Below are 12,691 nucleotides of genomic sequence, written 5' to 3'. Positions count from 1 at the left end.
GCGCCGCCCAGGCTGCCCGGCTTGGCGGGTGCCCGATGGCCCGCCGCGGGGGTGCGCCGACGCGCGGCAGCGGGCAGGATGGGCGCATGCACCACGAGCTGCCCGATGCGCACCACTGGACCCAGACGCTCCGCGTCGACGACGGCTTCCGTCTTGCCGACGTCGACCCCGACGCGACCCCTGACTATCACGGGCGTAAGGCCGACGGAACGCGCGACCTGGCCGAGGGGCTGCAGAAGCTGAGCGATTTGCAGGAGCGCCTGTTCGCCGAGAGTCGCACCGGCACCGCGAAGGACGCGGTGCTGCTCGTGCTGCAGGCGATGGACTCGGCGGGCAAGGGCGGCATCGTGCGGCACGTCGTCGGAGGTGTCGACCCGCAGGGCATAAGCCTCGCGGCGTTCAAGGCCCCGACCGACGAGGAGCGGGCGCACGACTTCCTCTGGCGCATCGAGAAGCGGCTGCCCGAGCCCGGGTTCATCGGCGTGTTCGACCGTTCCCACTACGAGGACGTGCTCATCGGCCGGGTGCGCGGGCTCGCCGACGCGGCCGAGATCGAACGCCGCTACGACGCCATCAACGCCTTCGAGGCGGAGGTCGCCGCCTCCAGCATCCGCATCGTCAAGGTCATGCTGCACATCTCGGCCGACGAGCAGAAGTCCCGGCTCATGGAGCGTCTCGACCGACCCGACAAGCACTGGAAGTACAACCCGGGCGACGTCGACGAGCGTCTGCGGTGGGACGAGTACATGGCCGCGTACCAGACGGTGTTCGACCGCACGTCGACCGAGGCCGCGCCGTGGCACGTCGTTCCGGCGAACCGCAAGTGGTTCGCCCGGCTGGCGGTGCAGGAGCTGCTGCTCGCCGCGCTGCAGGACATCGACCCGCAGTGGCCGGTGGCCGACTTCGACGTCGAGGCCGAGAAGAAGCGGCTCGCCGCGAGCTGATCCCGGCGTCCCGACGCCGCCGGGTCAGGCGAGCGCGTCGACCAGCGGGCGGAACTTCACGCGGGTCTCGAGCAGCTCCGACTCGGGGTCGGAGCCGGCGACGATGCCCGCGCCCGCGTACGCGGTGACCGCGATCGCGTCGTCGTCCGCGGTGAACTGCGCGCACCGCAAGGCGATCGCCCACTCGCCGTTGCCCGCAGCGTCGACCCAGCCGACGGGTCCGGCGTAGCGGCCGCGGTCGAACGGCTCGAGCTCGCGGATCACGCCGATCGCGATGGTCGTTGGGGTGCCGGCCACGGCGGCGGTCGGATGCAGGGCGCCCACGAGGTCGAGCGCCGACCCGCCGTCGGCGAGCTCGCCCTCGACGTCGGTGGCGAGGTGGAAGAGGTTCGGCAGCTTCAAAAGGAACGGCTGCTCGCTCGCGGCGAGGGCGCGGGTGTGGGGCCGCAGCGACGCGAGCACGCTCTGCACGGCGTACTGATGCTCGTCGAGGTCTTTGCCGCTGGAGGCGAGCGCGTTCGACGCGAGAGTGTCGGCGTCGGCATCGGCTCCCCGGGCGGTGGTGCCGGCGAGCACGCGAGCCGTGACGGTGCGTTCGTGCACGGTCACCAGCGTCTCGGGGCTTGCGCCGATGAGGCCGTCGACCGCGAACGCCCAGGTGTCGGGATAGCCCGTCGACAGTGCCCGCACGAGGCGCCGCAGATCGGATCCGGCCGGGATGCTGCCGGTGAGGTCGCGGGCGAGCACCACCTTGCTCAGCTCGCCGCCCGCGATGCGTCCGAGTGCCTGGCGGACCGAGTCCTGATAGCCCTGCGGGCTCTGCGCGCCGGGGCCGACCGTGCCGGCCCAGTGCGGGCCGTACGGCTCGACGGGGGAGGAGGCGGCGGGTGGGGCATCCGCATACCGGATGGTCGTGCGCCAGAAGCGGTCGCCGCGGCGTCCGATCACCTCGGAGGGGATCACGAGGATGCTGTCGGCGGCCGACCGCTCGTCGAACGCGAGCGCACCGAACGCGACGAGGCCCGTGCCGGGGAGGCCGACGGGATCGTCGACACGGGCGCTCTCGGCGATGCGGCGCCAGGCGGTGGCGAGGGCGGCGCTGCGGGGTCCGACGGCTCCCGCCGAGGCACTCGCTCGGAGCTCGCGCAGCGGCTCGCCGACTGCGACGATCCCATCGCCGCGACGCAGCCAGGCGAGGGGGCGGGAGGGCGAGGCGAACGCCAGGACGTCTTCGAGGGGTTCGATCTCCCGTGTCTCCACGACCAGCGCACTGCTCACGCCCCCCAGCCTAATCTCCGCGGGGCGCGCGGCTGCCCGCCTAGGCTGAGCGGATGAGCACCGCCCGCCCCGAGCCCGGCACCCCCATGATCGTCCAGTGGCGCAAATGGAACGGGTCGCCCCACTGGCGGCACGAGAGCGTCTACCTGGGCGCCGACCGGTGGGGCGACTGGATCGGGCAGCCGACGGGATGGCGCAGCCACCGCCCGGGGCGCGACTACCCGGCGGGCAACCCGAACGTGACGCTCCTGCCGCCGCAGGGCGATTTCGCCCTCACGGTCAACCGGCGGCATCCGAAGGGCATGCGCATCTACATCGACCTGGCCTGGGACGTGCGCTGGAGCGAAGACCCGCTGCTCGCGACGGGGATCGACATGGACCTCGACGTCGTGCGCGTCGAGGGCGAGCGCGGCACCTGGGTCGACGATCGCGACGAGTGGGCCGAGCACAGCGTCCGGTACGCGTATCCGTCCGACGTCATGACGCGTCTCGAGTCGTTGGCCCTCGATCTCGAGGATCGGGTGCGTCGCCGAGTCGCGCCGTTCGACGATGCGACGGCGGATGCCTGGCTCGACCGCCTCGAGGCTCTCGGGCTCGACGCAGGTTCACGCCGCCTACACTGATCAGGTGACCCCGAACGAGCCCCGCGAGCCCAACCGCGCCGATCTCGGCAAGGACCCCGCCCGCGTGAGCGGCATGTTCGACCAGGTCGCCGCCGGATACGACCGCACCAACACGGCGATGACCTTCGGCAACGACGTGCTGTGGCGCGCCGCCACGACGCGCGCGGTCGCGCCGAAGCCGGGCGAGCGCATCCTCGACCTCGGTGCGGGCACCGCCTCGTCGTCGGCCTCGTTGGCCCGCAGCGGCGCACAGGTGGTCGCTGCTGACTTCTCTCCGGGGATGCTCGCCGAGGGGGAGCGCCGCCACGGCGCGATGCGCAACCTGTCGTTCGTGCAGGCCGACGCGACCGACCTGCCCTTCGGCGACGACGAGTTCGACGCGGTGACGATGTCGTATGCGCTGCGCAACGTCAACGACCCGAAGAAGGCGCTGCGCGAGCTGCTGCGGGTGACGAAGCCCGGCGGACGTCTCGTGATCAACGAGTTCTCGACCCCGCCCGGGGCACTGTTCCGCGGGGCCTACCGCTTCTACAACGACCAGGTGCTGCCGCGCGTGGCCCGGGTCGCGGGCACCAACGGCGAGGCCTACGACTACCTGAACGAGTCGATCCGCGCCTGGCCCGACCAGAAGCGGCTCGCCGCGTGGATCCGCGAGGCCGGCTGGGCCGACGTCGCGTACCGCAACCTGTCGTTCGGCATCGTCGCCCTGCACCGCGCGCGCAAGCCCCTCTGATGCGTCAGGCTCGCGTCGGTGGAGACCGGTAGGCTGATCCCGTGACTTCGAGCCCCGTTGCCCCGGGTTCGCGACTGGCGAGCCGACTCGGTTTCAGCGACCGTGTCTTCATCGGCCCTGCCGCGCGTCGCGTCGCCCGCTCCATCGAAGACGGCCTCGAGCTCGTCGAGACCGGGCTCGCCGCCGACGTGCGCGTCGCCGACCCGCTCGCCGACGCCGCGAGCCGCTACCTGTACGAGGCGGGGGGCAAGCGCATCCGCCCGGTGCTCACGCTCCTGGCCGCGCAGCTCGGCGACGGCAACACCCCCGAGGTGATCGATGTCGCGAAGGCGCTCGAGATCACCCACCTCGGGTCGCTGTACCACGACGACGTCATGGACGGTGCAGACCGGCGTCGGGGGGTGCCCGCCGCGCAGACGGTGTGGGGCAACAACATCGCCATCCTCACCGGCGACATCCTGTTCTCCCGTGCGAGCCAGCTCATGTCGCGTCTGGGGGAGCGGGCCATCCGCCTGCAGGCCGACACGTTCGAGCGCCTCGTGCTCGGGCAGATGCACGAGACGCTCGGCGCCCAGCCCGATGACGACCCGATCGACTTCTACCTGCAGGTGCTCGCCGACAAGACCGGCTCGCTGATCGCTGCGGCGACCCAGGGCGGCGCGATCTTCTCGAACGCCCCGGCCGAGTACGTCGAGCCGCTGCGCGTGTACGGCGAGAAGATCGGCGTGGCGTTCCAGCTGCTCGACGACGTGATCGACCTGTCGTCGAAGCCGGAAGACACCGGCAAGGTGCCCGGCACCGATCTGCGTGCCGGCGTGCCGACCATGCCGTACCTGCTGCTGAAGGCGGGCAAGGCCGCCGACACCACCGACCTCGCGGCGCGCATCGACGACGGTGTGACCCGCATCGCCGACGGCGCCGATCCCTCGATCCTCGATGCCGCTCTCGCCGAGCTGCGCGACCACGCGGCCACGGCGCAGACCCTCGAACTCGCCCTGGCCTGGACGCGCGACGCGATCGATGCGCTCCGTCCGCTCCCGCAGGGCACTGTTCGCGAGGCGCTGACGCGCTTCGCGAAGACCCTCGCCGAGCGCTCCAGCTGACCCGCCGGCGCGGCGATGCTCCGCCCCGCCGCGCGCCCGGGCCGCAGGCCCACGAAAGGACTCCCATGACCAAGCTCCGTCTGGCCATCGTCGGTGCAGGACCCGCGGGCATCTACGCGGCCGACCTGCTGCTGAAGGCCGAGCGCAAGTTCGACGTGTCGATCGACCTGTTCGAGCAGCTGCCGGCGCCGTACGGTCTCGTCCGCTACGGCGTCGCCCCCGACCACCCCCGCATCAAGGGCATCATCAACGCTCTGCGCGACGTGCTCGACCGTGGCGACATCCGGCTGTTCGGCAACGTGCGCTTCGGTGAGGACATCACCCTCGACGACCTCAAGAAGCACTACAACGCCGTGATCTTCGCCACCGGCGCGATCCGCGACACGACGCTCGACATCCCCGGCATCGACGCCGTCGGCTCGTACGGGGCCGCCGACTACGTGAGCTGGTTCGACGGTCACCCCGACGTGCCCCGCGAGTGGCCTCTCGACGCGGCATCCGTCGCGGTTCTGGGCAACGGCAACGTCGCGCTCGACGTGTCGCGCATGCTCGCGAAGCACGCGGAGGACCTGCTCGTCACCGAGGTGCCGCAGAACGTCTACGAGGGGCTGCAGCAGAGCGCCGTCACCGACGTGCACGTGTTCGGCCGCCGCGGCCCGGCGCAGGTGAAGTTCACGCCCCTCGAGCTGCGCGAGCTCGGCGAGCTGCGCGACGTCGACATGGTCGTCTACGACGAGGACTTCGACTACGACGAGGCGTCGAAGGATGCCGTGGCCAGCAACAAGCAGGTCATGGTCATCGACCGCATCCTGCAGTCGTGGCGCAAGCGCGACTCGGTCAACAACGCCGGCGGCACGGCATCGCGTCGCCTGCACCTGCACTTCTGGGCGCGCCCCGTCGAGGTGCGCACCGACGACTCCGGTCGCGTCGCCGCGCTCGTCTACGAGCGCACCCGGCCCGACGGCCAGGGCGGTGCCGAGGGCACGGGCGAGATGCGCGAGGTCGAGGTGCAGGCCCTGTACCGCGCGATCGGGTACTTCGGTTCGCCGCTCGACGGCGTGCCGTTCGACAAGAAGCACGGCGTGATCCCGAACCACGAGGGCCAGGTTCTCGCGAAGGACTCGAACGAGCGCGTTCCGGGCCTGTACGCCACCGGCTGGATCAAGCGAGGCCCGGTCGGCCTCATCGGCCACACGAAGTCCGACGCGATGGAGACGGTGCGCCACCTCATCAACGACCAGGGGTCGTGGTGGCGGCCCGAAGAGCCGTCGGAGGAGGCCATCCCCGCGCTGCTTCAGGAGCGCGGTGTGCTCTGGACCGACCTCGACGGGTGGCACCGTCTCGACGAGCACGAGATCGGCCTCGGCGCGCCGCAGGAGCGGGCTCGCGTGAAGGTCGTGCCGCGCGACGAGATGGTGCGGGTCTCGCGCGGCGAGTGACGTGACCGCATCGTTGCGGTTCGCGGGTGGAGTCGGCCGTTCGATTTCCTATAGCGTTTCGGTATGCGCCGCGGACTCGTCACTTGGGCGGCTGCGGCCGCCATCCTCGCCCTTGGCCTGACGGGCTGCACGGCCACACCGGAGCCGCGGCCGACGAAGACCAGTGCCGCGTCGAGTCCCACTCCGACTCCTACGCCGACGGAGGAGCCCATCGTCGCCCCCGAGGCGGCGTTCGACCTCGACTGCGACGATGTCGCCACCGCGATGAGCGGTCTGGTCGGCGAAACCCGCGCACCGGTGGCCCCGCGGCTTTCCGATGTGAGCAGTCCGAACTGGTATCCCGGGCCGGCGCAATTCATGATGCAGCGCGCGAGCGGGGTCGCGTGCTCGTCGGAGGGCGCCGAGGTCCAGTGGGAGGTCGTCGTCCTGCCGGATGCCGACTCGATCGTCGATGGCATCACCGATCGTGGGTACGAGGTGTCGACCGGCACGCGTTGCCAGGACGCGTACAGTTGCGCGACCACGATCGTCCGCGACGACGTTCTCGTGACGGCTCGCGCTGCATCCCCCTCGACCACCGCCGACGGCTCGCGCATGCAGGAGGCCATCGAGGGACTCCTCTCGGCTGCGGTCGAGTCGCGACGCGACGTCCCCTACATCGCGAGCGATCTCGCGGGGGTCGCCTGCGAACGGCTGCTCACGCCCGAAGAGTTGCAGGAGCAGCTGGACGCTCCGGTGGTGCTCGTCGATCCGGCGTCGCTGGGCGGTTGGGGTATCCCCGCCGAGGTGTACTTCGCGCGGAACGACTCGCGGATGTGCATGTACTCCACGGGCGCGGACATCTACGGGTCGACCACGCATCTCACGATCACGATGCTGCCGGCGGGCGCGTGGGCGTTCGAGGAGATGGGCGGCGAACCGGCGGTCGTCGCGGGAGCCGACGAGGCCAAGACGAGCACCGACGTGCACGGGAACGCCGCCCTCGACATCCGAGTGGGCCTCGACTGGCTGCGCGTCACGACCTACGAGGCGGGGGAGTCGGCGGCGGATGCCGTCGCGCTGGCCGAGATGATCGTCGAGCACTTCACCCTCGGCCGCCCCGCGCCCCAGTGACGCGGGCCCGGTTGCCGCACCGCAGGTCGTGATCCGGGCGACGGCTCCCCGCTGTCATGAACGTCAGGGCCGGCAACGGCTAGCCTGGCCGCATGGCTGACGACCGCGAGGAGTGGATCCCCGACGTCCTCGGCGACGAGTTCGAGCAGCGGACGCTGACACTCGCCGACGACGACGAGGGCCCCGTGGTGGCGACGCTCGTGCGGGCGCTGCCGGCCGAGGTCCCGTGGTGGCGGAGCATCCGCGGGCGTCGTCCGATGCTCGACGGGGTCGATGTGCTCTACGTGCACGGGTGGTCCGACTACTTCTTCCAGAAGCGCCTCGCCCGGTTCTGGACGTCGCGCGGCGCGCGGTTCTTCGCGCTCGATCTGCGCAAGTACGGGCGCAGCCTGCGCGACGGGCAGACGCCGGGCTACGTCACCGATCTCCGCACGTACGACGAGGACATCGCCGCTGCGCTGGCCGAGATGGGGCATCCGGTTCGATCCGCCCCGGGGGTGGACGCAGGGGAGGGTTCGTCGTCGGATGCGCCGGGGCGTCGGCTCGTGCTGCTCGGACATTCGACGGGCGGGCTGACGCTGAGCCTGTGGGCCTCCCGGCATCCGAGAATGGCGGATGCCGTCGTGCTGAACAGTCCGTGGCTGGAGTTCCAGGTGGCGGCGGCACGGGCCGCGATCGCCCCGGTGGTCGAGCTCGGCGCGCGTCTGCGTCCGCTCGACGCGGCTCCGCAGGTCGACCTCGGGTTCTACAGTCGCGCTCAGCAGGAGGTGGCCGACCCCGACGATCCGGTCGAGGTCGACCTGAAGTGGCGGCCGCTGCAGACCATGGCGGTGCATGCGGGGTGGCTGAACGCCATCCTCAACGGGCACCGCTCCGTGTCGGCCGGCCTCGCGATCGACGCCCCGGTGTGCGTGCTGCTGTCGGCGCGATCGGCGACGCCGACGCGCTGGTCGGACGAGCTGACGCGCGCCGACTCGGTGCTCGTCGTCGACGACATCGCCCGGGCTGCCCTGCGACTGGGTGCGTCGGTGACCGTCGAGCGGATCGACGGAGCGCTGCACGACGTGTTCCTGTCGGCGCACGCCGCCCGGGAGAACGCGTACCGCCGGCTCGCGCTGTGGGTCGCCGGGTGGCGGGCCGGGTGGCCGATCGTCGACCGTCAGACGTAGTACATGAGACGGGCGAGCCGCTCGGCGGCATCCCCGTCGCCGTGCTGCACCGCGTCGCGCAACTCGGCATGGATGCCCCGCATACGCTCGTGGTCATCGGCCGGAACCACCCAGTCGCGCAGGTTGCGGAAGACCGCGAAGCTCGCGTCGTCGATGACCGCCCCGTGCCGCGGGTTGTTCGACCGGGCGCCGAGGTACGAGAACAGCTCCCAGCGCCGCTCCGACGTCTGGGCGCCCGAGGGGAGTGCGCCGTCGAGGCCGTCGACGAGCTGCACGGCCGCGGCCCGCTCCGTCTCGGTGAGGCGCGGCACGCCCATCCGAGCAGAGACCCCCGCCTGATAGCCCGCGAACTCGCGGGTCGACGCGACCGTCTCGGGGGAGACGGGAGTGACCTCGGTGTAACGGCTGGGGTACATCGTCACGAGCCCCAGCCTTTCGAGACGCTGTAGCGCCTCGCGCACGGGTGTGCGCGACACGTGCAGCTCGTCGGCGACGGCCACGTCGCGGATGCGGTCGCCGGGCGCGAGTGCGCCGTCGACGATCCTCTGACCGATGTGGTGGAAGACCTCGTCCGCCAGCAACTGCTTCGCGTCGCCCGTGCGGCGGCTTTCGATCGTGTTCATCGAGTTGACCCCAGAGTTCTCTCGTGCGGAGGGCGCCCCATTCGCCCTCGGCAGGAAACTACATCATGCACCTATGCGGCGGCAGAGTGCAGGCCCTCGCGTCTCGTCGTCGCGTCGACCGACGACCGCGGCGCAACGCGAGCGAACGCCAGAGCCCCTCGACCCGGAAGTCGAGGGGCTCTGGGAGTACCCGCGGCGCGCGGCAGAGCGGATGCTCAGCGGTAGTTGATGAACTGCAGGTCGATGTCGAGGTCCGAGCCCTTCAGCAGCGAGATGACGGCCTGCAGGTCGTCGCGGCTCTTCGACTGCACGCGCAGCTCGTCGCCCTGGATCTGGCTCTTCACGCCCTTGGGGCCCTCGTCGCGGATGATCTTGTTGATCTTCTTCGCGTTCTCCGACGAGATGCCGTCCTTCAGGCTGGAGACGATGCGGAACTCCTTGCCGCTCGCGAAGGGGTCGCCCGACTCGAGCGACTTCAGCGAGATGCCGCGCTTGATGAGCTTCGACTGGAAGACGTCGAGCACCGCGTTGGCGCGCTCCTCGGTGTTCGCGGTGATGAGCACCTGCTCGCCGCTCCACGCGATGGAGGCGCCGGTGCCCTTAAAGTCGTAGCGCTGCTCGACCTCTTTGCGCGCCTGGTTGAGGGCGTTCTCGGCCTCCTGGTGATCCACTTTCGAGACGATGTCAAAGGAACTGTCAGCCATACCAGGAGTGTACCGAGCGGGCCCGTGCGGCGCCTCCGTTCCGAGACCGCCCGGCGCGACGACGACGACGCGCGGGCCACGGCGTTGCTCCCACCGGAATATCGGTGGGCGTCGTAGCGTGAGCCCATGGCACGGATCGGCGGTCGCAACATCGGCATGAGCTGGGTCGCCGGCGTCCTGTGCGCGGCGGTGATCGGCGGACTGCTGTGGCTGTCGCTGCCCATGGCTCCGGCCCTCGCGGCGCTCGCCGGCGACCTGCTGCGGGCCGCGTTCCCCTGACCGCCCCTTTGCGACGGGGGAGAGGCGTCTGGCGACACGTCGGCACGCCTCCCGAGCGCCGTCGGCGGGCGGCGGTAGCCTCGGCACTGCACATTTCGACGAGAGGCGCACCCCATGAGCGACCCCGAGGTTCACCCGGCCGACAAGCCGAAGGACGTCGACCACGTCGTCGACAGCGCGAACGCCGGTCTCGACGCGGCCGCGGCCGCGCGCGGCGACGTGCCCGGTACGCCGGCGAACGACGCCGCAACCCGCGACGGCGCCCCCGCACACGCTGATCGCACCGACCGTGCGGTCGACCCCGATCTCGCGGCCTTCGAGGCCGCAGAGCGCGACCACCCCGGCACCTTCACCACGGCCAGCGCCGGCACCGCTGCGGCCGCGGCTGGAGCGACGGATGCTTCGCGTACGGAGTACCGCACCGACGACGAGCGCCGCGACGACGACGCACGGGAGGTCGCGGCTCGCGAGGCCGCCGCCCGCGACGAGGCGGCACGCTCCGAGGCCGCTCGCGACGAGGCCGAGACCCGCGAGGAGGCGGCGCGCGCCGCCGACCGCTGGCGCGACGACGACGCCACGGCCGTGCACACGACCTCCACCGTGCGCGACGCCGACCGCTCGCCGATGGCCGACTCGGCCTACTCGGGGTCCGATCGCACCGACACGACCATCGTCCCCTCCGAGCCGGTCACCGGCACGAGCGGCTTCTCGGGTCCGCAGCCCATCTTCGTGCAGGCGCCGGAGCCGCCCCGCGACCGCGGTAACCGCGGCACGGCCGGGGCGATCGGCCTGCTGGCCACGCTCGCCTTCGCGCTCCTCTACCTCGGTGCGACGCTCGGGCTCGGTGCGATCGCCGGCGACGTCACCGCCGAGAACCTCGGAGAGGCGGCGCTGGCGCCCCTCACGACATGGGGCTTCTGGACCCCCGTCGTGGTCTTCTTCCTCGGGTTCTGGCTGCTCGGCGCGATCATCAACCGCGGCCGCTGGGGCCTCTGGGTCATCTTCGGCATCGTCGTCGGCGTGATCGCCTACGGCGGTCACATCCTCGGCCAGCTGTTCGAGGCGCCCTTCTGGGCGATCCGCGCATCCGCCGCCGCTGACGTCGTGAACGGTGAGCTGCTGGCCCCGCTCGCGATCGCTGCGTTCGTCTTCGCCCGCGAGCTGACCATCTGGTTCGGCGCCTGGGTCGCCCGCAGCGGCGCCCGCAAGACCGAACTCAACATCGAAGCGCAGCGCGAGTACGAGCGCACGCTCGAGGCCGGACCCACGCTGGCGAGGTGATGGACGAGCCGTCGACGAGAGACCCCCGCGGATCCGATCCCGCGGGGGTCTCTCCTGTCCTGGCGACGGTCTTCGCGACGGTCGGGTTCTTCGCGCTCGCGGTGTTCGGGCTCGGTGCATTGAGCGTGGCCACCGATACCGACATCATCTCCACGCCCGGTCTCGGGCAGGGGCCGGGCGTCGGCGGGATGCTCGGCGCGCTCGTCGTGTTCGCCGTGCTGCTCCTCGTCGCGCTGCGCCGTCGGCCGCCCTCCTTCTCGTCGGCCGCGGTGATCGCGGTGTGCACCGCCCTCGCCCACCTCGTTGTGGTCTGGGTCGTCACCACGTCCGTCACCGCCAGTTTCCTGCTCGCGACCGCGGTCGCCGGCGATCTGGTGCGAGGCGGCACGAGCGCGGTGCTGCTCGTGGCGGCGGGCATCGCGGCCTGCGGCGGCATCGCGATGCGGCGCGCGGGAGCGGGGCATCCGCGCTGGCCCTGGGAGCGCGACGCCGGCGAATGACGCGCCGTCCGCCGGGCGTGTCGCCCGGGAACACGCCCCACGCGTACGCTGGAGGGGTGGAGCGCTCGTTGGAGACGCAGGTCGACCAGGCCGTCGAGGCCTGGCTGCGTTGGGTGCCGCGGTGGGAGCCCGCGACGCATCGCGGCCGCACCGCTCCCTGCCGCCGCTGCCTCGGATCCCCGATGCTCTCGGCCGCCGGCATCGCCGGAACCGTTCCGCACGGCGTGCAGCACGGTCTGTCCACCCGGCTCAAGACCATCGTCGACCACGCGGTCGCCGAGTACACGGCGCGCAACCTGCCGATGCTCCAGAGCGAGCTCGATCAGCAGGCGGCACGCAATCGGGCTCGCAGCTACCGCCCGACGGAAGACCTCGACCCCGAGTTCGACGGGTTGCCGCTCGACCCCGAGCCGGTGCCGGGTGCGCCGTTCCTCTTCACGATCGCGGAGCTCGCCGACGACGCGGCCGAGGCGCTGCCGCCCCTCCCTCCGCTGAGCGAGGAGGCGAAGGTGGCGCTCCGGCAGGAGGTCGCGCTGGCCGACGAGTACGCGAACCTGGTCGGCCGTGAGATCTGCGGGCTTCTCCTGCGTCATCGCATGCGCATCCAGACCGCGGTGTCGCAGCACGTGGAGCCGCAGATCGAAGCGCTGCTGGCCGAGTTGACGCAGTCGCTGGACTCGCCGTTCGACGCCGATCCGTCCTGACCGGACTCATTTGACCAGGTATGTGACGCGGCATTACACTTGATCAGGTGTGTGCACGTCTCGACGTGCGCGCTGGGCGCCGGTCCCATGACCGGTCCGCCCCCACGGCATACCCATCACACCAAAAGCTCGTCTGCTCAGGCGCGCCGGTGGGTCATGATGTGAAACCCATCACGCTGTCACCGTGCAGCACTATGA

General features: G+C 71.3%; 14 protein-coding genes. 11 read left to right on the top strand and 3 right to left on the bottom strand.

Annotation, left to right across the window (positions count from 1 at the left end; translation table 11 throughout):
* The first annotated feature begins 86 nt into the window (after positions 1-86).
* Entirely contained in the window at positions 87-944 is an 858-nt protein-coding gene (locus tag RWS82_RS14900) for a PPK2 family polyphosphate kinase (protein ID WP_314651717.1), read from the top strand.
* A 24-nt stretch (positions 945-968) separates the two neighbouring features.
* Here the strand turns inward: RWS82_RS14900 and RWS82_RS14895 are convergent, their stop codons facing one another.
* A complete protein-coding gene (locus RWS82_RS14895) occupies positions 969-2,222 on the bottom strand; it encodes an isochorismate synthase (RefSeq protein ID WP_314651716.1) in 1,254 nt (417 codons plus the stop codon).
* A 53-nt stretch (positions 2,223-2,275) separates the two neighbouring features.
* On the opposite strand from RWS82_RS14895, the gene RWS82_RS14890 reads away from it, so the two are divergent.
* The 6 genes from RWS82_RS14890 (at position 2,276) to RWS82_RS14865 (ending at position 8,402) form a co-directional block, all read left to right on the top strand.
* Positions 2,276-2,845 carry a DUF402 domain-containing protein gene (locus RWS82_RS14890; RefSeq protein ID WP_314651715.1) on the top strand — a complete coding sequence of 190 codons (570 nt, stop codon included), beginning with the start codon at positions 2,276-2,278 and terminating at the stop codon, positions 2,843-2,845.
* 4 nt (positions 2,846-2,849) lie between these two features.
* Positions 2,850-3,578, top strand: a complete 729-nt coding sequence (locus RWS82_RS14885) for a class I SAM-dependent methyltransferase (RefSeq protein ID WP_314651713.1) — start codon at positions 2,850-2,852, stop codon at positions 3,576-3,578.
* A gap of 41 nt (positions 3,579-3,619) precedes the next feature.
* The gene (locus RWS82_RS14880) at positions 3,620-4,681 is read left to right on the top strand and encodes a polyprenyl synthetase family protein (protein ID WP_314651712.1); all 1,062 of its coding nucleotides are present in this window, start codon (positions 3,620-3,622) and stop codon (positions 4,679-4,681) included.
* 65 nt (positions 4,682-4,746) lie between these two features.
* Positions 4,747-6,120 (top strand): FAD-dependent oxidoreductase, encoded by a 1,374-nt coding sequence (locus RWS82_RS14875; protein ID WP_314651711.1) that lies wholly within the window; start codon positions 4,747-4,749, stop codon positions 6,118-6,120.
* 63 nt (positions 6,121-6,183) lie between these two features.
* Positions 6,184-7,233 carry a hypothetical protein gene (locus tag RWS82_RS14870; protein WP_314651709.1) on the top strand — a complete coding sequence of 350 codons (1,050 nt, stop codon included), beginning with the start codon at positions 6,184-6,186 and terminating at the stop codon, positions 7,231-7,233.
* Between the two features lie 92 nt (positions 7,234-7,325).
* Positions 7,326-8,402, top strand: coding sequence for an alpha/beta hydrolase (locus RWS82_RS14865; RefSeq protein ID WP_314651706.1), 1,077 nt, complete (start codon positions 7,326-7,328; stop codon positions 8,400-8,402).
* On the opposite strand, the gene RWS82_RS14860 is transcribed toward RWS82_RS14865, so the two are convergent.
* Both RWS82_RS14860 and RWS82_RS14855 read right to left on the bottom strand, forming a co-directional pair.
* Positions 8,393-9,025, bottom strand: a complete 633-nt coding sequence (locus RWS82_RS14860) for a GntR family transcriptional regulator (protein WP_314651704.1) — start codon at positions 9,023-9,025, stop codon at positions 8,393-8,395. The two genes, RWS82_RS14865 and RWS82_RS14860, sit on opposite strands and share 10 nt — an antisense overlap.
* A gap of 215 nt (positions 9,026-9,240) precedes the next feature.
* The gene (locus RWS82_RS14855; RefSeq protein ID WP_314651701.1) at positions 9,241-9,729 is read right to left on the bottom strand and encodes a YajQ family cyclic di-GMP-binding protein; all 489 of its coding nucleotides are present in this window, start codon (positions 9,727-9,729) and stop codon (positions 9,241-9,243) included.
* A gap of 126 nt (positions 9,730-9,855) precedes the next feature.
* Here RWS82_RS14855 and RWS82_RS14850 point away from each other — a divergent pair, with 126 nt between their 5' ends.
* The 4 genes from RWS82_RS14850 to RWS82_RS14835 all read left to right on the top strand — a co-directional run bounded on the left by RWS82_RS14850 (position 9,856) and on the right by RWS82_RS14835 (position 12,493).
* Entirely contained in the window at positions 9,856-10,008 is a 153-nt protein-coding gene (locus tag RWS82_RS14850; protein ID WP_314651700.1) for a hypothetical protein, read from the top strand.
* A gap of 114 nt (positions 10,009-10,122) precedes the next feature.
* Positions 10,123-11,289: an ABC transporter gene (locus tag RWS82_RS14845; protein ID WP_314651697.1), complete on the top strand. Its 1,167-nt coding sequence runs from the start codon at positions 10,123-10,125 to the stop codon at positions 11,287-11,289.
* Positions 11,289-11,789: a hypothetical protein gene (locus RWS82_RS14840; protein WP_314651796.1), complete on the top strand. Its 501-nt coding sequence runs from the start codon at positions 11,289-11,291 to the stop codon at positions 11,787-11,789. Before RWS82_RS14845 ends, RWS82_RS14840 begins: the two co-directional genes overlap by 1 nt.
* A gap of 56 nt (positions 11,790-11,845) precedes the next feature.
* Positions 11,846-12,493 (top strand): spermidine/putrescine ABC transporter substrate-binding protein, encoded by a 648-nt coding sequence (locus RWS82_RS14835; RefSeq protein ID WP_314651695.1) that lies wholly within the window; start codon positions 11,846-11,848, stop codon positions 12,491-12,493.
* The last annotated feature ends 198 nt before the right edge of the window (positions 12,494-12,691 follow it).

Origin of the sequence: uncultured Microbacterium sp. (genome assembly GCF_963528945.1) — a bacterium.
Classification (GTDB): Bacteria; Actinomycetota; Actinomycetes; order Actinomycetales; family Microbacteriaceae; genus Microbacterium.
Note: the sequence above shows the minus strand (reverse complement) of the source record. Positions and strands in the feature narration are given on the sequence as shown.

Excerpts from the sequence above, each read along its gene's own strand:
- RWS82_RS14855 (WP_314651701.1), bottom strand. The coding sequence starts at position 9,729 with ATGGCTGACAGTTCCTTTGACATCGTCTCGAAAGTGGATCACCAGGAG.
- RWS82_RS14875 (WP_314651711.1), top strand. The coding sequence starts at position 4,747 with ATGACCAAGCTCCGTCTGGCCATCGTCGGTGCAGGACCCGCGGGCATC.
- RWS82_RS14850 (WP_314651700.1), top strand. The coding sequence starts at position 9,856 with ATGGCACGGATCGGCGGTCGCAACATCGGCATGAGCTGGGTCGCCGGC.
- RWS82_RS14865 (WP_314651706.1), top strand. The coding sequence starts at position 7,326 with ATGGCTGACGACCGCGAGGAGTGGATCCCCGACGTCCTCGGCGACGAG.
- RWS82_RS14900 (WP_314651717.1), top strand. The coding sequence starts at position 87 with ATGCACCACGAGCTGCCCGATGCGCACCACTGGACCCAGACGCTCCGC.
- RWS82_RS14870 (WP_314651709.1), top strand. The coding sequence starts at position 6,184 with ATGCGCCGCGGACTCGTCACTTGGGCGGCTGCGGCCGCCATCCTCGCC.
- RWS82_RS14860 (WP_314651704.1), bottom strand. The coding sequence starts at position 9,025 with ATGAACACGATCGAAAGCCGCCGCACGGGCGACGCGAAGCAGTTGCTG.
- RWS82_RS14890 (WP_314651715.1), top strand. The coding sequence starts at position 2,276 with ATGAGCACCGCCCGCCCCGAGCCCGGCACCCCCATGATCGTCCAGTGG.
- RWS82_RS14840 (WP_314651796.1), top strand. The coding sequence starts at position 11,289 with ATGGACGAGCCGTCGACGAGAGACCCCCGCGGATCCGATCCCGCGGGG.
- RWS82_RS14845 (WP_314651697.1), top strand. The coding sequence starts at position 10,123 with ATGAGCGACCCCGAGGTTCACCCGGCCGACAAGCCGAAGGACGTCGAC.